Consider the following 21,120-nt stretch of genomic DNA (forward strand, 5'->3'; position numbering starts at 1 on the left):
AGAAAAGGGGCGCAATGCCCCCGATTAGTGCAACTTTTATAACTTTTTTATCGGCGCGGTTCTGGCTCGAAACTTGGTGCATAAGCCTGTAGAAGACTGCTGACTTGAGTAAGAATTTCGTCCTTCGAGCTTTTCCCAATGATTTGCCGCTCTGGGAAGAAATCTGGCTTGTCCAAGTTCTTCGCGATCGCTTCTCCGACTCGTTGCGAAATTACACCCTGCAAACCTTCTTTCGCGTGTTGTCGCTGATAATTCGCGCCTTCCTCGGTGGTCGCATACAGCGGCGGTAAACGGTTGAGCGCATACGCAGCAATATCCCCTAAATCTAACGTTCGATCGCTCGTCGCTTCAATTTCCGCCACTCGTGCGATCGCTTCGGTCAGAACCAATTCTTCCATCACATTGATGAACTGTTTCCGGGGAACAGCCACCACTTCACCCGTGAGCAACGCTCCCATCAATCGATCGAGCGCCATGTATTCCTCGATCGACAATTCCGAGGCAGTATCGCAGATGCGCCCTACTTCGGCTTCCATCGCTGGTGTCAAATAGCCATCTTGAAGGGCTTGATCAACGATCTTTTCAATGCTCATATCGCCTCTTTCAACTCCATCGCAGCAGATAGTTTATAGATAACCCCGACATCATTTTGCCCTAGTTTGCGTGTCCAAGAACACTTTGATTAAACCTTTGTTAATGCAGGACAGAAATAGAGCACGTTCGGTTTGTCCTTTGTTTGTAACAGTTTGGGGCAGATACCAATTCGCGTCAATGTTGTATCACACGGAGTTTGTTTTGTAGCATCTAATTCTATAGATTTCAAATTAAGATGAAATTTCTGTTTTGAGTCGTTCAGTTTGGCAACTTTGGGTCAGGGTGAACGAAAGGACCCAAACCGAGTACAGTGAAACATACCGCACGGTAAAAGGGCATTGAGAGCGATGAAGATTTTGGTGCTGACTTGGGAATTTCCACCTCGAATCGTGGGCGGGATTGCTCGCCACGTCGGAGAGCTTTACCCGGAGTTGGTCAGATTGGGGCATCAGATTCACCTGATTACGGTGGAGTTTGGGCAGACTCCGCATTATGAAGTGGTGGACGGGGTAGAAGTTCATCGCGTTGCGGTTCCCAAACATGAAGATTTTTTCCAGTGGGTCTGTGCGATGAATGACAGCATGGGACAGCATGGCGGCAAGTTGATGCTGGAAGAAGATGGATTTGATGTGATCCACGCCCATGATTGGCTGGTTGGAGATGCTGCGATCGCGCTGAAACATCACTTTAAAGTACCGCTGGTGGCAACAGTTCACGCAACTGAACACGGGCGACACGGCGGTATCTTCAATCCAACTCACCAGTATATTCATGCCAAAGAGCGGGTTCTAACGCATGAAGCTTGGCGCGTGATTGTGTGTACGAACTTTATGCGACGAGAAGTGGAGCAAACCCTAGATACGCCGTGGGACAAAATTGATGTGGTTTATAACGGGATTCGGCGCGAGAAAAAGCTGCTTGATCCAGAGTTTGATTATTGGGAGTTTCGTCGTCGGTTTGCGCTGGATGATGAAAAGATCGTGTACTACGTGGGCAGAATGACGCACGAAAAAGGGGTTTCTGTCTTGATTCAGGCAGCTCCAACGATTCTCCACGAGATGAAGCAGCAGGTGAAATTCGTGGTGATCGGCGGTGGAAATATCGAACATCTCAAACAGCAGGCACGAGAGTTAGGAATTTGGGATCGGTGTTTCTTTGCAGGATTTATGCCCGATCGAGATCTCGATCGCTTTCAAACGATCGCAGATTGTGCGGTTTTTCCAAGCCTGTATGAACCGTTTGGAATTGTTGCACTCGAAAGCTTTGCGGCAAGAGTTCCAGTCGTGGTTTCTGATGCAGGCGGATTTCCCGAAGTCGTGCGACATGGCAGAACTGGAATTGTCACTTGGGTGAATAATCCGGAATCCGTCGCTTGGGGAATTTTGGAAGTTTTGAAGCGTCCGGATTTTGCTCGATCGCTCGTCAATAACGCTTATGAAGATCTCTCTCGCCGCTTTGACTGGTTCAAACTGGCACAACAAACCGAAGCCGTTTATGGACGAGTTCTACACGAACGAGCAGAAGTAGATTGGTAGAATTCAAATGCCTTGTAACAGGACATGAATCGGGACACCGAACCCTAAAGAATAGCGAGTTAGCAAAAATAGCACCAGAACCACGACAAAGAATGCCGTACAGTACAAATCCTGCGTTGTACAAGAAAGTTTTTCCTGCTTCAGTCCGTAGAGGTTCACAGAATACAGTGGAAAATCGCTCAAGGCAATCACTACGATCGCGCCTACTTCCCCAAATTGAGCAAACGCCAGCGGCATCCCGATACTAATCATGGCAAATCGAACAAAGTTACTCTGAGCCGAATACATCGGTTTACTGATCGCCATCAGCGCAGGGCTAGTCGTGTAAAACAGCACCGAAAACCAGATACCAGAACAGAGAATGGGCATCATCCAAGTTGCATGTTGATATTGATCCCAGTGTTTATTTCTGCCTTGATACAGCAGCATGATGAGCCAGTCGCCACAAGTCGTTAATGCTGCAAGAGACACCGCTAGACCCAGCAACAAGAGCCAGCGCTGTTTGACGATTTTCTCGCGCAACTGCAACCGAGGCAAATCTAGCTGTTTGGAAATTGCTGGATAAATTACTTTACTACTCAGTTCTCGAATCACATCGCGGGGAATACTTGCCAGTGTGTATGCGATTGTATAAACTCCTAATCTCTCGAACGACAACAGTTTCGCCAAAATAAAGCGATCGGCTTGATCCGCCATAAACATAATTGCCGATGCGACCGCGACCCATTTCCCAAAGTTGTGAATATCCTTTAAAACTTCCCGATCGAGTCGAAACCGATTCCGATATCGCGAATCTACAAAATGACTCGCCACTAGATTAATTCCGCCGCTGACCACATTCCCGATCGCGAGTGACCAAACCGTTGGACTCCACCAGCACAACAACACAAAGCACACCAGAGAGGCGGCTGTCACAGCGAGGTCATAGATCATTAATTTACGAACTTCGAGGTGACGTTCCCAACTCAATAGTGCAGATGAGCTAAAACCATCTAGCACTGCCGTAAATCCGACGACAGGCAACAGATAGAGCAATTCTCCTTGAGGATCTTGTCCGCGATAGAATTGCGCGATCGGATATGCCAATACAAAACTCAAGATCCAGATCTGAAAGCCGCGAATCACTTTAAGTGACCAAGCCGTATCGAGAAAAACCGGGTCATCCCCGCGTCGATTATTCACTACGCTCTGTGAGATGCCGTAATCCGAGAAAAGTTCAATTCCGATTTTGATCGTCGTGACAAGCGCCATCAGTCCAAAGAACTCCGGACGGAGCAAGCGCGTCATGATGAGATTCCCACCGAGTCTGATCAGTTGTCTACCACCGAACCCTGCGATCGTCCAAAATGCACCTCGGATTGCCAACTGTTTGAGCGAATTGGTCATGTTCTTTATCGATTGGATCTAGCTGGCGTGGCTTGAGTGGCAGCAAGATAACCCCAGAGATAGGCAGTCGGAGAGATCGATTGCATTACCGTGAATTCTGCCGCCATTGGGAAGAAGAAAATATCTAAATAGGATTCGGTGGCGGGCCACTCGATCGGGGCTGGAAAAATTACATCTTTGAACAGATCGATCGTCCAAGTATCGCTGTAAAACGTTGGATCATAGGGACCATAGACCGTAATGCCGGGTGGGGGAGCAATTCCCTGAACGCGCTGATCAAAAACCATTGGATTTTTGGGGCTACGATATCCGATTCCCGTGGTGTAAGTCATATTATCCGGGTTTGCCCCTAACGCAAACTGTGTCGCCAGGACACTCGATCGTAAATATTTGCGATCCTGGGTCAAATAATGAGCACGAATCATTGACAGAGCTTTGGGCGCTCCAAGCCCTGTTCCCCAGCCTAATGGCATATAGGGTAATTCTTTTGACCATTTGAATGCGGTTTGATTTCCGACTGAGATGGCAACATCCGCATCCCGAATCAAGGCGTTCAGAGTATTCTGTTGAACTGTGGCATCGACTAAGTTTTTCGGCAATCTTGCGTAGAGAAAAGCGGCATCTCGCTGATCGTGCTCATCCCAGACAAAGACATCTTTTTGAGGATTTTTAAAGACGGTCGTTTGCAGAAAAAGTTGATGCCAGGATGAATCGCCTGTGAGACGGTACAGTTCTAGGGCTGCCAAATTTCGACTATCCCGCTCGGATTTGCCACCTGGATTTTTAGCGGCTTCTCGTTCTGCATACGCCATCGCCCGCAATGCACTTTCCTGGTAGGTTTGGGAAAGTTTGGCATCTCTTGATTTCAGCGCGTTTGCGGCTCGTGCGGCGGCTCCTGCATACATATAGCTCGACCACATATCGGGCGCGTAAGCATAAGCTCGGTAAGACTCTTGCCAGCTTGCTTCACCGAGTCGCGGATCTCGCTGTGACTGAATGCCGCCTCGGATGCCGCCATCAGCCGTTTGCATTCGCCGGAAGAAATCGAGTGTCCAAAGGGCTTCGTTGATCAGATCAGGCAAGCCATCCTTCGATTCGGGCAGATTGAGAGAAACGCGATCGAAATATCCGGGAAACAGTTCTGCGAGTTCGAGCAGGTGTCGCGAAACTTCGACGTGCTGAATCCGCCGATCCCAATCTCCCGCATCGAAGTATCCTCCCCAAGCATTCGGAACAACACGGGTCGTCTCGGATTCAGATAGTTTTTTGACAAATTCGGCTGAGCCAATCCCCTGATCGACGCTGGAAAGGGGCGCGGTCGATTCGTAAACGACGGTTCCATCGTCTGGGTGAAAGGGGCGCGGTCGAGTCCATTGCGTGTAAGGTTCTTTCAAGGCGATGCCGCTTCGTTGGTGATACAGCCCTCTTGCTGAGGTGTAGAAGGCATTTCGCCAAACATCTGGGCGAATCTCGAACGAGAATGAACAGCCGATCGCGTCGATACAAACTCGATATTTTCCGGGAGTTTGAACGTTGGTGAAATCCATCCAGTAAACGTTGGTGTGGGAGTAGTTTCGTCCCCGCCGATCTTCGTTTTCCTGGCTGGTGCGAGAGAGTTGAGTTTTCCCGGTAAAGATTTTCTGATTGGTCTTCTCATCGATCACAGAAAATCCAAGCCCTGCTCCGTATTCTAATCGTCCACCATTGCCCATCCAGGTCGAAAGAAAGGCTACTTTCGCTGGATCTTGAGGCGCAAAACCGATGTGAGAAACGTGGATCGCTTCGGTGCGAGTGGTGTTCGGTTCGTATTTGAAACTTAGGGGTGCAACTTTGCTGTTGGGGAAATTGATTTGGTACGTTTTTCCAGGCTTGAGTGGGCTGGGAAGCTTGAGATACATCGTGTGCATCATCGGAAATTCAAACTTCCACTGTCCAACCCGCGCCATGTCGGTTGGTTTTGATTTGCGGTAAACCGTTGTTGGATTCAGCTTTGATGAATAGGTGGAGTCTTCGGATGAAGTGATGCGGTAGCTGGTAACGCGGTCTGCCCACTGTGGATCAAAGGGAGATGCGACAAATTGATCAAACGGATAGAAAACATTGCGCTGTTTGCCGACGAGAGACCCGATCGCTTTTCCGTTCCGAATCACCCAATCATTCTCAAACGGACGAGGCTGCTCAATCTTGTCGCCTGCTTGCGGTTTGTACGGAGTTTGCTTCGCATGAATGATTTCGCCCGTATTGATCTGGACTGCCAAGATATCGGGCTTTACCAGATAAGCTTGGTTCACCTTGATTTGGGGCATATTTCCCGCATCGACTTCGGAGACATTACAGCCTGCGAGAAACAGTCCAAGACCGACCGGGAAGAGAGATTGCAACCGCATCGCGTTACGTTTCCGTAAAATTTCTTACCCCATTCTGCATGGAAGCGGCTCGGTTGTCCGTAAGTTCATGGAATTCTTGCTGAATTCGATCGAGTATTTAAAGAAACGATTTTCTCTGACGCAAGCTCAGGAACTTTCGCTAGAAGAATTACTCAGATGCCTCAGTTTTTGGTGCGATCTCTGATGCTTCTTGGTCAGATAATGTGTTTCTTTTCGACTGCAAAGCCGTACTATTTCGGATGAGCGTGGCAGGACGATTAAATCTGAGCCGTTGGAAAATTCAAATAACCTGCATTTCCATGTAGGTTTGATAAAAGATGTCCTGAAATGCTTTACCAATCTTCGATCGTCTTCTTCAGTGGTAATCGTGAGATCATACTGACGCGAAGTTTTTTTGCTGAGTCGTCATTTTTAGAGCAGGGGTTATCTCAACGCATGGATACCAGTTTGCTACTTGTCGTGCCCGTTCCATTTCGTGTGATGAATCATCGCTATGGACTTGATCATCAAACCTGTGACGGTTTAATTCGGTGGACGGAACAGTTTGATCGTTTAGTGATGGCGGCTCCAGTTCTGCCTGAAAAGGAAACCCGTGAAGTTGCGACGAAGGACACTTGGAGAGCGATCGAGGATCTTCCCTGTGCCGATCGTATCGAAATCGTACCGCTGCCTTATGCATATAAGCCAATCATTTTCGTTCGAGAATATTCAAGGATTCGCAAGCTGTTGAGCGCCAAGATTCAGGAGTGTGAATATCTCTGCTTTGAGCCTTGCGTCTGGATTGGCGACTGGGCTGGCGTGGCGTGTTCAGAAGCGATTCGGCTCAAGCGATCTTATGCAGTTCGATCAGATCGGGTGGAATATGAAGTCACGCGGCGATTACTCAAAGAAGAATCCCTCAAGAATCAGATCAAAGAAAGGCTGACGCTGCCGATTACCAAGCGCTACGTTCAAAACTTGATTCGGAAAAGCGATGTTGGACTGTTTCAAGGGCAAGACTGCTACACCGCTTTTTCACCTCTGAACTCGAATTCACACTGTGTGTACGATGTGCATACGCAGAAATTCGATCAAATTCGTCCTGAACGTTTGGCAACAAAGCTCGATCGCATTACTCAAAATCAGCCATTAAATCTTTGCTATGTCGGGCGAGCCGTCGCTATGAAGGGTGGTTTGGACTGGATCGAAATCATTGCTCAACTGCACGATCGCGGCATGAGATTTAAAGCGACCTGGTTAGGCGATGGGGATTTGCTCGACAAGATGAAAGTGCTTGCAGAAAGACTAGGTGTTGCTAACTTGATTACGTTTGGCGGATTTGTTAGCGATCGCGCCTTTATGCTTGAAATGATGCAGCAACAGGATGTGTTTATGTTCTGCCACAAAACGCCAGAATCACCGCGTTGTCTAGTAGAAGCGTTGGTTTCGGGTTTACCGATCGTCGGGTATGACAGTCCTTATCCGCGTGGATTGGTGGCGCAGCATGGGGGTGGAATGTTCACGCCATTGAATGATCAGACAGCATTAGCAGAACAGATTTTGGCATTGGATCGCGATCGCGCCAGCTTACGCGAGTTGATCCAACACGCAGCGGAATCTGGAAAACTCTATGACGAAGAGACCGTCTTTCAGCATCGGAGTGATTTGATTAAAAAGTACGTGGTTCCGAAAAGTCGGAACGCGAAAACGGCAATTGCAGCCGTCAGTTAACGTCTGAACCCCTTAGAGGTCATCATGTCTCCACTTTCTCTGCAAGAACTTGAAGCTGAACTTAAACAATTGAATGGATGGACGATCAAGAACGGCAAACTGCATCGAGAATATAAATTTCCTTCGTTTGTTGAAGCGTTTGGATTTATGTCAAGCTTGGCACTTGTCTCTGAAGCGCTAGGACATCACCCTGAATGGTTCAATGTATACAATCGCGTGACGATCGACTTAACCACGCACGATGCTGGAGGGATTACCTCGAAGGATATCGAATGGGCACGTAAAGCAAATCAATTAGAATAATTTCCGCAAAATCATCCAGATTTCCTACGCTCATCCGGAAGAGCGAAACAATCGTGCGTAAAAGGTTTGTGCATACCTCTAAAAATATGACTCGAACTTTTTACGGAGTCGATCGCAATTTTTGATTTTGGCGAGGACTGGAAATGTTAGCGCAAGACTCGATGATGGTCAGTGTGACTGGAGCAGGTGAAGAATCTTCCGAGAGATTCCGCGCTTTGCTCTCTCAACTCGAAGCAGAACTGTACCGCAGTGAAATGTTTCGACGTGCTCTAGACAGCTTAGAAGACAGTGTTCCTGAAGGCACGTCTGCACAATTCTGCCTCAAAGCCGTTGGGCGAGAGGCGATTCGATTGGCATTGCGGGAAATGATGCCCCAACCTGCACCAGAACCGAAACCCGCGGAACCTGTTCGCCCGAAGAAGCCTTTGTCTGAAACGGAGCAGCGCCGTGGAGAATGTTTGGCAAGATTAGGCGCACAAATTCGGGCGGCTCGACAAGCTCGATCGATGTCGATCGCGGAACTGCACAGCAAGACGCTCGTTCCGGTTCATCAACTGCAAGCGATCGAGGCAGGACACGGGGCACATTTGCCTGAAGATGTCTATTTGCGTGGGTTCATTCAACGAATTGCCAAAGCGCTAAATCTTGATGGCGCTCAACTGTTGGATCTGTTGCCAACAGTCGATCCCGTGAAAGCAGTGTTGCCGACCTGGTATCATCCGCGTAAACGCTCGATCGAATTGGGTGGGATGGATTTGAAGCCTGTGCATTTGTATTTGGGATATGCGGCGGTTTTGAGTGGTGGATTGGTTTGGTTAGCTCAGCATCAAACGGCTCAAACCTCAACCAGTGAATTGAATGCACCGCAAGTTGCGCCTGCCGCAAAATCGGAAGTTCAACCCACTGCAAAAATGAGTGCAGGAATGCAGGTTGCTGCACCAGAAAGATTGTAAGCATTGTCACTTTCAAGCGATGTAGAGCGGGTGAGATGTCCGCTCTATTTTTTTAGGTTCAGAATCGGTTGAATTGCATAGTAGTAAAGCGTGAACAGAATTCCAGAAAAGATCTGTCCACCGATCGCACCATGCCAAAAATCAAACGATTCCTTTCCCCAGTACACCGCTGCTAAGACCATGACTGCAATGCGGACGATGTTCAAAATTACTGCCATGACCACACCGATCGCAATTAATTGAGTCATCGTCCTCGATCGCACTTGAAACGCCAATCCGGTGATCACAGCAGAGATGATAATCACCAATGACATGCCAAACCCATCACAGCCGGGTGCAACTTCAACACTCCCTCCAGGCAAAACTAGGAATTCTCGCTGTAAAGAAACAGGTTGCCCGATCGCTTTTAAGACCCAACTGCTACCCCACGCCATAAATTCAGCCAGCGCTTCCGGATGCGCGAAAATGCCCCAGATGTGACGTGCCACTCGTTCCCAATTTGGATGCAGACTGGCAGCAAGCAGGGCGATCGCAATCCTGTGTCGCTGCAAAAATTTCCATCCCTGATCGCTCAAGACACTGCCAATCAGGATGATCATTGCACTAAAGGCTTGAGGTGTGATCGCAGGAGAATACGCATAAAAAATCACAAGACCACCCAAGATCAGCCCGCTTCCGAGCCATTGATCTTCGATCGCGGTTTCAGTTTTCAAATTGCGCTGATGTCTCAACTGGTAAACGGCTAACCCAATGAAAGTTAGATTCAGGAGCAGTTGAGGAATACCGCTCATCTCAACGCCAACCGCTCGATCGAACAATGTGGGAAGATACACGCCAATCCCAAACATTGCACCGAGTAAAAGAATCCAGTTGTGAATCGATCGAAGGCTCGATCGTAGTTCAAGCAGTTCTTTACGCATTAGTGTCTGAACAGATACAGTCCGTAGCGTCCCAAAATCAAGAGCGAGACACCAATCACCGCAAAATTGCCAACACTTAAGAACCCACTTTTGAAGATGCTATTATTTGCGGCTTGTTTAGCAGATTCGGTACGGGCATTGAGTTGTTGAGTCGCCTGCTCTAACTGTTCTGGAGTCGCTCTGGCGGCATTAGGATTACCTTGAATGGCTTCGAGGCGAGAACTGATTTGGGAGGACTGAGAGCCAATTCGATCGAGAGCTTGTCGCTGTAAGGCGAGGCTATCTTGGGCGACGACTGGACAAAACAGGAGAAAAGAAATGCCGATCGTAAAACAGATCAAAGAGAGCGATCGCAGTGTTTTTCGCTGTTCCGCTCCGTAGATCAGAAGCGCTAACCCGAATAAGACAACAATGCTGCGATTTCCGATTTGTTGAAGGGTTCCGAGTCGCCAGCTTGCTTCTACAAAATTGACAGGGAAAACGATTACGAGAAAATCAACCAGAAAGGCAATCAGACAAGCAAAACCAACAATACGACAGAGCCGTTTAGCACGAGAGGATTCAATTCCTGAAGCACTCGTGTTCTTTTTAGAGATAAAAGTCATACAACAGTGACGCAAAACAAATTACTCAACTTGGTAGCTGCGTCAAATTCCCTGATTTTCAAATTTCTGACGGTATAGCCGCACTTATTTCAGTTAGGACACGTCTCGAAAGCCCCCCAGCCCCCAAGTTTGGGGGAGCAAGAGTCTTAAGCCCCCAGAATTGGGGGTTTGGGGGCGACTCCGAGGATGTCCTAATCTAAACTTCTACTGCTATAAAAAACAGAGACGAAACCACATTCATGCCATTTTACCAAGGCAATTTTGGCGATCGGTAAAGATCACATAAACTTCATCACTGAGCTTCGGCAGGCGGTTCGACGGGACGAATAATCGCAGGGGCAGGAGTCACATCAGGACGGAAGATGGCTCGAAGCGATTCTTCCAAGGTGGGAGTCATGACAATGCGGTTTTCGTAAGCGACTACGACACGAACTAGAGTTGGTAAGCTATTTTGCTCAGCTTCGAGGTAGATTGGTTCGACATAGAGCAGCGATTGTTCGATCGGGACAACTAAGAGATTGCCTTGAATTGCTCTTGATCCTTGACGATTCCACAGTGTGATTTGTTGTGAAATCACGGGGTCTTGATTAATTCGAGCTTCGATTTGTTCAGGTCCGTAAACTAATCGTTCTTTCGGGAAAGTATACAGCAACAATCGTCCATAGTTCTCACCATCCGATCGGGCGGCTAACCAGGCAATTAAATTCGTTCGAGCTTGCGGTGTGTAAGGTAATAAAAGAATGAATTCCTCAAACGGAACAGCGGGCAAGCTCGTGATCAGATAGTAAGGTTCGACTAAGCGCGATTCATTTCCGTAGACTTCGCTGGCAATTTTCCATTGGTCTTCGCGATTGTAGAATACTTGCGGATCGGTCATGTGATAGGTCATGAGTCGATCGGATTGGACTTTGAAAAAATCTACTGGATAGCGGATATGTTCCCGTATTGTTTCGGGCAGCGCACTCAAGGGTTTGAACAACGTTGGAAAGATCTTTGTCCAAGTATTGATGATCGGATCAGTGAGATCAGCCACATAGAAATTTACTGAGCCATTGTAAGCATCGATTACGACTTTGACGGAATTGCGAATGTAGTTGATTCGATCCTGCGTCGGTTCGGAATAAGGATATCGATCGCTGGTTGCATAAGCATCAACAATCCAGAAAAGATTGTTCGGATTGTCAACCTTTGGAGTTGCATCAGCCGCCACGAGATAGGGATTGCTATCGTATCTGAGGAACGGTGCGATCGATCGAATCCGCTGATTGATATTACGGCGGTAGAGAACTTTCGTGTCAGGTAAAAATTCTCGTGTCACTAACAATCGCCAATCTTTGAGATACACCGAAAACAAGGCTCGTCGCCACCAAGACCCAAGACCAATTCCACCTTGTCCGTCGTAGGTGTTGTAAGCATTCTCACTGCCGCTGGGAAAGTCTAACTCTTGCTGGCGCGTTCCGGTCATCACATGCGTATCTGTGACTTCGCCATAGTAGATTCGCGGTCGCCCGATCGGGATGCTGTTGCGAATGGCTTCGCTTGATGTCACTAATGCGCCATTGGTTGTATCGCCAATGTCTTTGACGAAATATTCTGGAAGTCCGCCTGCTCCAACCGTATTGACGGGACTGAGCGTGAAACCATAGCCGTGAGTGTAAACCAAGTGGCGATTGAGCCAAGTTTGGGCTTGTTGTGGAATTGCAGTGGTATCGAGTTCTCTCGCTGCAATTAGAACTTGGCGGCGTTCAGTTGAAGTGGGTGAACTGGGCTTTGGATTGTTCGGGGCACTGGGTCTTTGCGGTTCAGCTTCGATTTGTAGCGTGTATCGATCGAAGTCTGCGTCTGGAAATCGATAATATAACCGGATCTGTTGCAGTTGGCGGTTTGTATCAAGCAGGGGGCGCTGATCCCAAAGTCGAATGTTCCGAATCGTTAACTGATTTGCTTCGAGGTCTGCTTCTCTGAGGGTTCCTTGCGGGTTGAAAGTTTGAGCATCGATCTTATCCAGTCCAAAAGCCTGTCGAGTCAGTGCGATCGCTCTTTCAATGTAAGGCTGTTCTCGAACTAACTCATTCGGTTGAACAATCAGATATTGCACAACTTCGGGCACAACAATGCTGAACAGTGCAACACAGCTATAGACCACTAATCCTACGCCGACCCAGCGACGACGTTTAGATCTGGGTCGCCAAAAGATCCAACGCCACAAGAGATAAAGCGCGATCGCAAATGCTGTAATTCCTAATGCAATGTAAGCAGGTAATTGAACATGAATATCGGTGTAGCCTGCACCATAAGTAACACCTCGCGGAGAATACAGCAATTCATAGCGACTGAGCCAATAGCTAAAAGCAAGTGCAAACATGAACAAGCTACCCACTCCGAAGAGATGCCGCTGTTGTTCTGATGAAAATCCTGGAAAGCGTCCTTCACTCAGGCTTTTGTTTGCGAGAAGGTAGCTTAGAGTAACGGAAATTAAGCCATATAAGAACAATGCGACGAGCCACAGTGAAAGCAATTCTGCAACGGGAAGCGTAAAAATATAAAAGCTAATATCCCGATCGAACAATGGTTCTGTTGCATTAAACGCAGTTGGATTTAGAGATTGCAGCACTGCGATCCAACGCTGCGACAGGAGAAATCCTAAGATAATGCTGAGAAGAACTGCGATCGCGCTTAAGAAAAATTGCGGATAAATCAGAATTGCGAGTGTAACTGCGATCGCGATCCCGGCATACCAGAGGGTTGTACTAAGCTGCTGACCGATTTGCCAAATGGCACTGAGATTAAACAATGAAACGGTTGTTGCAAGCTCACTCTGCCAATATTGCCAAGCGAGTTGACCGTAGTGAACTAGCATAAATCCGATCAAAGCGCTTAAAGTCACTGCGATCGGGAGTAAACCTCTGAGTCTGAGAGAAAAGATAGTGTCTGGTGCTTCGGTGTCGTCTTTTAGTTGTTCAACGGTTCTGAGATTGAGGAGAAAATAAGCGATCGTGATTCCGGTGACGATCAGCCATAACAATCCCTGAGTTGCAATCCGTAGCAGGAAAACAGGCAGATATCCGACTTCTTGGAACCAGAGAATTTCTGCACCGAAGTGGGCGAGGAGGTTGAGTAAGATCCATCCCCCTAAAAAGATTGTTAGAACCTTTAATCCAGCATTTTGAGACACAGTTTTAAGCCTGGAACACTCTCGCTATTAAAACGCCCTGGCGAATGGAATTCGCCAAACTCACGAACTGCCGTTAGTGTATCGCGGATTCTCAAGGTCTATCACTTCGCTGCACAAATCGCACACACAGACCACCGTTGAAGCTCTCCAGGTGGGGTTGGGCTGCCACACGCCGGACAAAGTGGTAAATGTTGAGCGCGACTTTGAACGATCGAAGACCATCGATCGAATGAACTTTTGGCAGAACTAAACAAAGCTAACTGAGTCTGAACTTCCGGAGATTGTTCAGGTAAGCGGCTCGGATGACTCTGCCAAGGATCAGATTCGACAGGCGTTTCAGCTTGTGGAGGTCGCCATTGAACTGTCGAAAATCGAATGTCACTCAGGTCGATCGATAATCGCTCTCGAATCTTTTTCAACATCGTCGGACGCTGAAATACCAAGGTCTGTGTCCAAACTGGGCTGGCGGTTGCGACTTCTAGAATGTTGCGCTGAATCGCGATCGGGTGAGCATTCGTCGCGGTCGGTTCGGTCACAATCTCATGCCAAATCTCTAGAATCTGCTGAAGCTGTTGGCGTTCTTGCGATTGATAATGCGGCTCGATCGCGCCCAAAATTGCGTATAGTCCTTCAAATGACATATTGCAGAACCACTCCAATCAGTAACCAAATCAGAAAACACGATCGCGTTAAGTTCGTGGCTTGGTGGATTTTGTCGATCGTAATCGAATGTAGTGGATCGCCCAGTAAAGGTTTGTGTTTCTCCACGCCTCGATAATAGTTCACACCGCCGACTTGAACACCGAGAATTGCAGCATAGATACATTCACTCCAACCCGAATTTGGACTTGAATCTTTGGGTGCATCTCGCTGGCAGAGTTTCCAAACGTTCAAAGGCTGTCCAGAAATCAAGCCTAACGTAAACACCGTCAAACGACAGGGCAACCAAGTGAGAACATCATCGGTTTTAGCGCTGAAGAAACCAAAATCGGTGTACGGGGCTTCTCGATAGCCGATCATCGAATCGAGAGTGCTTGCAGCTTTAAATGCGATCGCACATCCAACACTGCCCACAGGTGTAAATGCTCCAAGCAACGCATAAAACAATGGAGCCATCACACCATCGACAGCATTTTCGGTTACAGTTTCTAGAATCGCTCTGAGAATTTCTGGTTTCGATAAATTTTCAGTATCACGACCGACATATAAGCGTAATCGCGATCGAGCTTCGTCTAAATCGTCCAACACATTCAGAACATCATCAGCGGCTTTTCTCAAGCTTCGTCCTGCAAAACAACTGGCTAAAAGAATGATCGCGATCGCAGTTCCTAAAACTGGATGAATCATTCTCGCACCAGCAACCATTCCCGACGAAATCGCAGCACTTCCAAGAATAAGCACGATCGTTAAAATGGCTCCTGCAATCCGAAGGGCGATCGGATTTTTAGTCAGGCGAAACGCGATCGACTTAAATTGCTCGATCGTCCAGCCCATCACCTGTACCGGATGAATCCATCCCCACGGATCACCGATGCAAAAATCGAGGACTGCTGCCCCGATTAAAATTCCGCCTGTCTCAAACCACAAAACTCGCCTCTTCCCCTTGAGATGCCTGCCAACTGCGTGCATCGTAGTATAAGTCTTCTAGCGAAATACTGTACAGAGCATCTTGCAGCTTTTTGTACAGTCGATTCCAGATGCCAAACGCGACCCAATCTTCTGCCTGAGAATCATCGGGAGTATGATGTGGCAAAGGTTCTACACTTTCACCCACGGCTGCAAGAATCTGACCGAGCGAAATTTCTGCGGGATGTCGCGCCAGTTGATAGCCGCCTTGTGCGCCACGAATTGAGAGCACTAACCCGGCTCGACGCATCTCGATTAGAAGCTTTTCCAAATAGGGCGCAGGGAGATTTTGTCGATCGGCGATCGATTTAACCGAAGCAGGTCCATAGTCTGGCTGAAAACACAAATCGAGTAATGCCTTCACGCTGTAGTGTCCGCGTGTCGTCAACTTCATCATGCGGGGAATCGAAAATGCTCAATTCCCATAGCCTACCAGGAATTCTAAGGCGATCGCTGTTCTACCAATTGTGCAGAATGCGTTGATCGAGCTTTCAGCGATTCTGCCCAGTAGCCTTTCGAGGTATCTGCTGGAATCTGAGTCATTGAGACCTCATGCACATCCAACGTAGGCATTTGAGGACGACTACGATTGGAAGAGTAGACATTCACCGCTTGGGCAGGACGAGTAGCGATCGCAGGTGAAGAAGCTCGAATTGCTAATCCAATGAGACTTCCAAGCGATGCGATCCACCCCGTGAGTGCGGCAATCATTAACCATTTTTCGACCGTCTGATTCATCCCTTGACTCCGCAAACCACTTAATCAGGAACTTTCGTAGCAAACCCACTTGTGTCGGGCATCAGAGGCGTTTAACGTCTCATAATTATAGCTCGATCGACGAAAAGATCAAAGATTTTGTGCCATTGTCAACCGTAAAGTTTGGCAAATTTCTCCGTGATTTCCTAGAAATTCGATTAGAATCCGATGTCTCGAACTAGCAACAGATTCGGTTATGAACGTGAAACGATTTTTTCAGGTGATGGTTCCGGTTGCGATCGCGATCGCGGTTTTTCTCTTCAGTACAACGACGCAGGCAACAAGCGCTCCCGCAGGTCGAACTCAGCTACAGTGGTATGGTCAATCGGCGTTCAAGCTCACGACTCCTTCGGGCAAAGTGTTGCTGATCGATCCCTGGCTAACGAATCCGGTGAATCCCAATGGCAAGACAGATTTAGCGAATCTCGATCGAGCGGATTTGATTCTGGTGACGCATGGACATTTTGATCATGTTGGGGATGCGATTGCGATCGCGAAAAAAACGAATGCTCGATTAGTCAGCACGTTTGATCTCGGACGAGCATTGGTGAGTACAGGCTATCCTGAAAAGCTTGTAACCCTAACGACTCAAGGCAATTTTGGCGGAGAACTCACACTATTAGACAATGAAGTAAAAATTGCGTTTATTCCAGCCATTCATAGTTCAGCCGTGGCATCAGATGGCAGTCCAGCCCAATATGCAGGCAATCCAGGCGGATTTCTCATCAGTGTTCAAAAAGGTCCAGCAATCTATCACACGGGGGATACGGATGTCTTCGCAGATATGGCTCTGATTCCACAGTTCCGCAAAGTTTCGGTGATGTTAGCTTGTATCGGGGATCACTTCACGATGGGACCCAAACGGGCGGCAACTGCGGTAAATTATGTCAAGCCTGATGTGGTGATTCCGATGCACTTTGGAACATTTCCGGCGCTAACGGGAACTCCACAAGCCTTCCAAGCCGAACTCGATCGCCAAAAAGTCAAAACCAAGCTTCAAGTAATAAAAGTCGGTCAAACTGTTCAACTCTAAGCTTTCTAATGCACATTCAGATTCAGACTTTCACCGTTCACAAGCGGTTTGCACTGAAAATTAGTCGCGGCACAACGGCGCAAACGACTAACATTTGGCTCAAGATCGAGCAGGATGGAATTGAGGGTTGGGGGGAAGCTTCCCCGTTTTCGATCGGAGAAAAGCCGCAAACGACAGAAGCGATCGCTCGTTCTCTTCAAGCGATCGCTCCTCTACTCAAAGCGCTCCATCCGCTCGAACGTCAACGCATCGATCAGTTACTCACGCAAGCAAAACTCCCGTCTGCTGCACGAGCCGCGATCGATCTGGCGCTGCATGATTGGCTCGGAAAGTCTGTGAATTTGCCGCTTTGGAAGATCTGGGGATTGGAGCGCGATCGCATTGTTCCAACTTCAGTGACGATCGGAATTAACACGCCTGAAGGTGCAAAACAACGAGTCAAAGATTGGCTTGGAAAAGGAACCGTCGAATCTCCGCTTCAAGACATTCAAGCTTTGAAAGTGAAGCTCGGAAGTCCTGAAGGAATTGAAGCGGATCAAGCCATGTTTGAAGCAGTTCGAGAAGCGGCTCCAAATATCAATCAAATTAGTGTGGATGCAAATGGTGGATGGACTGTCGAAACAGCGCTAAAAATGGCTCATTGGTTGAGCGATCGTAAAGTGACTTACATCGAGCAACCGTTACCAACTGGACAAGAAACGGAACTGACAAAACTGTATTATCTTTCTCCGTTACCCATTTTTGTCGATGAAAGTTGTTTTACCAGTCGATCGATTCCGTCTTTGTGCGATCGCGTTCATGGCATCAATATCAAACTGATGAAATCGGGCGGACTGAGTGAAGCACTCCGAATGATTCATGTTGCTAGAGCGAATGATCTTAAAGTCATGTTCGGGTGTTACTCCGATAGTGCTTTGATGAATAGCGCGATCGCACAGTTATCTCCGTTAGCGGATTACTTAGATCTCGATAGTCATTTGAATTTGATTGATGATCCATTCATCGGAGCAAGCTTCCAAAATGGTCGAGTGATACCGAGCGATCGACCTGGAATTGGGGTGGTACTTAGGAGATAAACCATGTTGCAATCGAAAGATCGAGTTGCGGTTCTGTTGCACGATGGGATTCAAGGAACACAAGGTAAAACGGGATTAACTTTTACTCGATATCGGTCTGAATCGGTTGTTGCCATCATCGATCATCAAACTGCTGGACAATCTTTTTCGGAACTAACCTCGATCGCGTGTAAGGCTCCAATTGTTGCCTCAGTCAATGAAGCGCTGAACTATCAACCCACTGTGTTATTGATTGGAATTGCTCCATCGGGCGGAATTTTACCCGAAGCTTGGCTGAGTGAGATTGAGAGTGCGATCGCGTCAGGAGTGTCGATCTCGAATGGATTGCATACCGCTTTAGCTCCTCGATTCAAAGAGCAATTAAAGCCCGGACAATGGATTTGGGATATTCGCCAAGAGCCAGCGGGATTGAGAGTTGGAAGCGGTGCGGCTCGATCGCTCTCTAATCGAAGAGTTCTCACTGTGGGAACGGATATGAGCATCGGGAAAATGTCTACGAGTTTGGAACTCGATCGCATCGCTCAGAAACGAGGAATACGATCGAAGTTTCTCGGAACTGGACAGGCTGGAATGATGATTTCTGGTGATGGGATTCCGTTAGATGCGATTCGAGTCGATTTTGCTGCGGGAGCGGTGGAACAGTTAGTCCTGCACTATGGAGAGTATGACCTGCTCCACATTGAGGGGCAAGGTTCGATTTTTAATCCGGCTTCAACGGCTACACTCCCGTTGCTGAGGGGTTCGCAGCCGACGCATCTAATTCTGGTACATCGAGCAGGACAGTTACAGATTCGGACATTTCCGCACGTTTCGATTCCACCTTTGAAAACCGTGGTGCAAGTGTATGAATCGTTAGCGGCAGCGGGTGGATCGTTTACACCGTGTAAAGTGGCAGCGATCGCACTTAATACGGCACATCTGGATCAAGATGCGGCATGGAGAGCGATCGCGTTAATTCAAGAAGAAACGAATTTACCTTGTACTGATCCGGTTCGATTTGGGGCGGATGTTTTGTTAGATGCGGTTCTGAATCGTGAACCTGCAAAATGATGGAGTTTGCGAATTTTGGCGTGTTTGTTTATCCGCAAACCTGCGAGATGATAGAGTTTGCGAATTTTGGCATATTTGTTTACCCGCTATCTCGCCCGGAAATGAATCTCCGGGCTAATTGAGGAAACCCCACTGAAGTGGGCTGAAACCGCTACTCTTAGGGTGCTTCAGCACCGTTTCTCCCATTAGCCCGGAGATTCATTTCCGGGCGGACTCGATCGCAGCGACAAACTCTCATCAACTCAAGATTTCGGATTCATGCAAGAACTCTAATAAGCAGTTGCCGTCTTACGATGTTGAACTGCCGTTACACCCGCTGCTTCCAACACTTTGCCATTCTCAATCGTGGCATAAAGCAACCAATGATCGCCGCAATCCATTCGATTCACGACTTTACACTCAAGATAAGCCAGCGCATCCAACAGAATTGGACACCCATTCGCGGCAGATTCTGTACTCAATTCAGCAAAGCGATCTTCTCCCGGTGCAGTCGCTCTCAAGAAGTTGCGCCGGACATTTCGCCCTTCTTTGAGAATGTTCAACACAAACGGAGTCTCCGCCTGATCTAATACGCCTTCTGCTCTTTCTTTGGGCACAGACACCGTAATTCCAGGCGGCGTAAACGTGGCTTGAGAAACCCAAGACGTGAGAATGCCAAACGGTGATCCGCCTTGATTTGCTGTGATCACACTGAGAGAACCGACCACTCGTGCGATCGCTTGCTCGGTTCGATCGCTCTGTGCTTCGATCCCGACTTGTCTGGGTGCTCTCACTTTCTTTGTTTTCTTCAATGCTTGAGCAAATTCGGCTCCAGCCGCTTCACACTGTTGAATTACTTCATCGGTCGGCTTGAACTTGACGCGAATCGTATCAAATCCGAAGACGAAACCCGCATCTTGCAGTCTGCTTTCGAGTAAGTCGATCGCTTCTCCACTCCAACCATAAGAACCGAATACGCCTGCAATCTTCGTTTTCGATGCCGTGGAAAGTACCAGTCCCAGCGCGGTTTGCATCTGAGTTGGAGCATGTCCGCCCAGAGTAGGAGAACCAATCACAAAGGCATCACATTGTTCGATCGCGGCGGTGATTTCACTCGGATCAGCCAATTCACAGTTAATCGATTCGACTTTGATTTCAGAATCGGTTAGCCCTTTCGCGATCGCATGTGCGACCGATGCGGTATTTCCATACGCAGAAGTGTAAAGCAGTGCGACTGAGAGTTCCTGAGTCTTTTGCTGTTCGCACCATTCGAGGTATTCGAGCTTGAGGCGGCTTTGACTGTAGCGAACGATCGGACCATGACCGACTGCGTACCATTTGGGGCGAAACCGGGAGAGTTTGTCGATCGCATCTTCGACTTGTTTGGATTGCGAGGCGTGGAGACAGTCGAAATAATAATGTCGATCGTCGTCAAGCTGTTTCCAGTTCTCATCGAAAATGGCATCGTCGCAAACGTGAGCACCGAATAGCTTATCAGTGTAGAGAATCCGCGTCGCTGGATCATAAGTGCAAAGTCCGTCTACCCAGCGTGGTGTGGGAATGAACGCAAATTGAAGCTCGTGACCTTTGCCCAAATCTAGAATTTCTTCACCACGAACCGCATTAATGTTCAGCGATTGATTCGGAAAAGCGGCTTTGAGAGTATTTGCGGCGGGGCGGGAACATACGATCGTAATTTGGGGCGCAATTTCTAAGAGTCGCTTGATCGTTTCGATTCGGTTGGAATTAACGTGACCCAAAATCACGTAATCGAGCTTCTGAAAGTACTGATGATCGTGGAGTTCTTTGAGAAAAATATCGGTAAATGAGCCACCAGGCGGATCGATCAGAGCGCTTTTTTCTGCCTGAATCAAGTAACTATTTGCGGTCGTGCCTTTTTGTCGTGCGTATTCGACCTCAAATTTCAGGCGATCCCAAGTGCGCGATCGTAGAATCCAAGTGTTTTGCGCGATTTCGGCAACTTGTACGTCTCTGGGTTTGGTCTGAAGCATAAGACAAAAGGATCAAGGGT

At 48.0% G+C, this 21,120-nt stretch carries 18 protein-coding genes; 7 read left to right on the forward strand and 11 right to left on the reverse strand.

Annotated features, from left to right (window positions below; all coding sequences use genetic code 11):
• Positions 1-47: 47 nt before the first annotated feature.
• Entirely contained in the window at positions 48-593 is a 546-nt protein-coding gene (locus ACQ4M5_RS16665) for a late competence development ComFB family protein (protein ID WP_068378871.1), read from the reverse strand.
• A gap of 348 nt (positions 594-941) precedes the next feature.
• Between ACQ4M5_RS16665 and ACQ4M5_RS16670 the strand changes: the two genes are divergently transcribed.
• A complete protein-coding gene (locus ACQ4M5_RS16670) occupies positions 942-2,129 on the forward strand; it encodes a glycosyltransferase family 4 protein (RefSeq protein ID WP_430676769.1) in 1,188 nt (395 codons plus the stop codon).
• 3 nt (positions 2,130-2,132) lie between these two features.
• On the opposite strand, the gene ACQ4M5_RS16675 is transcribed toward ACQ4M5_RS16670, so the two are convergent.
• Positions 2,133-3,515, reverse strand: a complete 1,383-nt coding sequence (locus tag ACQ4M5_RS16675; RefSeq protein ID WP_430676770.1) for an oligosaccharide flippase family protein — start codon at positions 3,513-3,515, stop codon at positions 2,133-2,135.
• 5 nt (positions 3,516-3,520) lie between these two features.
• Positions 3,521-5,902 (reverse strand): glycoside hydrolase family 9 protein, encoded by a 2,382-nt coding sequence (locus ACQ4M5_RS16680; RefSeq protein ID WP_430676771.1) that lies wholly within the window; start codon positions 5,900-5,902, stop codon positions 3,521-3,523.
• 435 nt (positions 5,903-6,337) lie between these two features.
• Here ACQ4M5_RS16680 and ACQ4M5_RS16685 point away from each other — a divergent pair, with 435 nt between their 5' ends.
• The 3 genes from ACQ4M5_RS16685 (at position 6,338) to ACQ4M5_RS16695 (ending at position 8,868) form a co-directional block, all read left to right on the forward strand.
• Positions 6,338-7,612: a glycosyltransferase gene (locus ACQ4M5_RS16685; protein ID WP_430676772.1), complete on the forward strand. Its 1,275-nt coding sequence runs from the start codon at positions 6,338-6,340 to the stop codon at positions 7,610-7,612.
• Between the two features lie 24 nt (positions 7,613-7,636).
• Complete coding sequence (locus ACQ4M5_RS16690; protein WP_430676773.1) at positions 7,637-7,915, forward strand: 4a-hydroxytetrahydrobiopterin dehydratase; 279 nt, start codon at positions 7,637-7,639, stop codon at positions 7,913-7,915.
• A gap of 143 nt (positions 7,916-8,058) precedes the next feature.
• Complete coding sequence (locus ACQ4M5_RS16695; RefSeq protein WP_430676774.1) at positions 8,059-8,868, forward strand: helix-turn-helix domain-containing protein; 810 nt, start codon at positions 8,059-8,061, stop codon at positions 8,866-8,868.
• A 44-nt stretch (positions 8,869-8,912) separates the two neighbouring features.
• Here ACQ4M5_RS16695 and crtC read toward each other — a convergent pair whose 3' ends face one another.
• From crtC to ACQ4M5_RS16730, 7 genes are all read right to left on the reverse strand, one after another.
• Positions 8,913-9,788: a cyanoexosortase C gene (gene crtC, locus ACQ4M5_RS16700; protein WP_430676775.1), complete on the reverse strand. Its 876-nt coding sequence runs from the start codon at positions 9,786-9,788 to the stop codon at positions 8,913-8,915.
• Entirely contained in the window at positions 9,788-10,393 is a 606-nt protein-coding gene (hpsJ-C, locus tag ACQ4M5_RS16705) for an HpsJ-like protein, cyanoexosortase C-associated (protein ID WP_430676776.1), read from the reverse strand. Before hpsJ-C ends, crtC begins: the two co-directional genes overlap by 1 nt.
• A gap of 292 nt (positions 10,394-10,685) precedes the next feature.
• A complete protein-coding gene (locus tag ACQ4M5_RS16710; protein WP_430676777.1) occupies positions 10,686-13,568 on the reverse strand; it encodes a UPF0182 family protein in 2,883 nt (960 codons plus the stop codon).
• A gap of 101 nt (positions 13,569-13,669) precedes the next feature.
• Positions 13,670-14,209, reverse strand: a complete 540-nt coding sequence (locus ACQ4M5_RS16715; RefSeq protein WP_430676778.1) for a DciA family protein — start codon at positions 14,207-14,209, stop codon at positions 13,670-13,672.
• On the reverse strand, positions 14,199-15,155 hold the full coding sequence (gene cbiB, locus ACQ4M5_RS16720; RefSeq protein ID WP_430676779.1) for an adenosylcobinamide-phosphate synthase CbiB: 957 nt from the start codon (positions 15,153-15,155) through the stop codon (positions 14,199-14,201). Before cbiB ends, ACQ4M5_RS16715 begins: the two co-directional genes overlap by 11 nt.
• On the reverse strand, positions 15,145-15,591 hold the full coding sequence (locus ACQ4M5_RS16725) for an Rrf2 family transcriptional regulator (RefSeq protein ID WP_430676780.1): 447 nt from the start codon (positions 15,589-15,591) through the stop codon (positions 15,145-15,147). The genes cbiB and ACQ4M5_RS16725 overlap by 11 nt, the downstream gene beginning before the upstream one ends.
• A gap of 44 nt (positions 15,592-15,635) precedes the next feature.
• Positions 15,636-15,932: a hypothetical protein gene (locus tag ACQ4M5_RS16730; RefSeq protein WP_430676781.1), complete on the reverse strand. Its 297-nt coding sequence runs from the start codon at positions 15,930-15,932 to the stop codon at positions 15,636-15,638.
• A 214-nt stretch (positions 15,933-16,146) separates the two neighbouring features.
• On the opposite strand from ACQ4M5_RS16730, the gene ACQ4M5_RS16735 reads away from it, so the two are divergent.
• The 3 genes from ACQ4M5_RS16735 to ACQ4M5_RS16745 are packed head-to-tail and all read left to right on the forward strand — an operon-like array spanning position 16,147 to position 19,109.
• Positions 16,147-16,983 (forward strand): metal-dependent hydrolase, encoded by an 837-nt coding sequence (locus ACQ4M5_RS16735; protein WP_430676782.1) that lies wholly within the window; start codon positions 16,147-16,149, stop codon positions 16,981-16,983.
• A gap of 8 nt (positions 16,984-16,991) precedes the next feature.
• Positions 16,992-18,059, forward strand: a complete 1,068-nt coding sequence (locus tag ACQ4M5_RS16740) for a dipeptide epimerase (RefSeq protein ID WP_430676783.1) — start codon at positions 16,992-16,994, stop codon at positions 18,057-18,059.
• A gap of 3 nt (positions 18,060-18,062) precedes the next feature.
• Positions 18,063-19,109, forward strand: coding sequence for a DUF1611 domain-containing protein (locus tag ACQ4M5_RS16745; RefSeq protein ID WP_430676784.1), 1,047 nt, complete (start codon positions 18,063-18,065; stop codon positions 19,107-19,109).
• Positions 19,110-19,378: 269 nt separating this feature from the next.
• Here ACQ4M5_RS16745 and ACQ4M5_RS16750 read toward each other — a convergent pair whose 3' ends face one another.
• Positions 19,379-21,100 (reverse strand): diflavin flavoprotein, encoded by a 1,722-nt coding sequence (locus ACQ4M5_RS16750; RefSeq protein WP_430676785.1) that lies wholly within the window; start codon positions 21,098-21,100, stop codon positions 19,379-19,381.
• Between the last annotated feature and the right edge of the window lie 20 nt (positions 21,101-21,120).

The sequence above is a fragment of the Leptolyngbya sp. AN10 genome (assembly GCF_050565645.1).
GTDB lineage: Bacteria > Cyanobacteriota > Cyanobacteriia > Leptolyngbyales > Leptolyngbyaceae > Leptolyngbya.

Bases quoted from the DNA above. Each gene is read 5' to 3' on its own strand.
- ACQ4M5_RS16740 (WP_430676783.1), top strand. From the start codon at position 16,992: ATGCACATTCAGATTCAGACTTTCACCGTTCACAAGCGGTTTGCACTG.
- ACQ4M5_RS16685 (WP_430676772.1), top strand. From the start codon at position 6,338: ATGGATACCAGTTTGCTACTTGTCGTGCCCGTTCCATTTCGTGTGATG.
- ACQ4M5_RS16715 (WP_430676778.1), bottom strand. From the start codon at position 14,209: ATGTCATTTGAAGGACTATACGCAATTTTGGGCGCGATCGAGCCGCAT.
- ACQ4M5_RS16690 (WP_430676773.1), top strand. From the start codon at position 7,637: ATGTCTCCACTTTCTCTGCAAGAACTTGAAGCTGAACTTAAACAATTG.
- ACQ4M5_RS16680 (WP_430676771.1), bottom strand. From the start codon at position 5,902: ATGCGGTTGCAATCTCTCTTCCCGGTCGGTCTTGGACTGTTTCTCGCA.
- crtC (WP_430676775.1), bottom strand. From the start codon at position 9,788: ATGCGTAAAGAACTGCTTGAACTACGATCGAGCCTTCGATCGATTCAC.
- ACQ4M5_RS16675 (WP_430676770.1), bottom strand. From the start codon at position 3,515: ATGACCAATTCGCTCAAACAGTTGGCAATCCGAGGTGCATTTTGGACG.
- ACQ4M5_RS16750 (WP_430676785.1), bottom strand. From the start codon at position 21,100: ATGCTTCAGACCAAACCCAGAGACGTACAAGTTGCCGAAATCGCGCAA.
- hpsJ-C (WP_430676776.1), bottom strand. From the start codon at position 10,393: ATGACTTTTATCTCTAAAAAGAACACGAGTGCTTCAGGAATTGAATCC.
- ACQ4M5_RS16730 (WP_430676781.1), bottom strand. From the start codon at position 15,932: ATGAATCAGACGGTCGAAAAATGGTTAATGATTGCCGCACTCACGGGG.
- ACQ4M5_RS16670 (WP_430676769.1), top strand. From the start codon at position 942: ATGAAGATTTTGGTGCTGACTTGGGAATTTCCACCTCGAATCGTGGGC.
- ACQ4M5_RS16745 (WP_430676784.1), top strand. From the start codon at position 18,063: ATGTTGCAATCGAAAGATCGAGTTGCGGTTCTGTTGCACGATGGGATT.
- ACQ4M5_RS16735 (WP_430676782.1), top strand. From the start codon at position 16,147: ATGAACGTGAAACGATTTTTTCAGGTGATGGTTCCGGTTGCGATCGCG.
- ACQ4M5_RS16695 (WP_430676774.1), top strand. From the start codon at position 8,059: ATGTTAGCGCAAGACTCGATGATGGTCAGTGTGACTGGAGCAGGTGAA.
- ACQ4M5_RS16725 (WP_430676780.1), bottom strand. From the start codon at position 15,591: ATGATGAAGTTGACGACACGCGGACACTACAGCGTGAAGGCATTACTC.
- ACQ4M5_RS16665 (WP_068378871.1), bottom strand. From the start codon at position 593: ATGAGCATTGAAAAGATCGTTGATCAAGCCCTTCAAGATGGCTATTTG.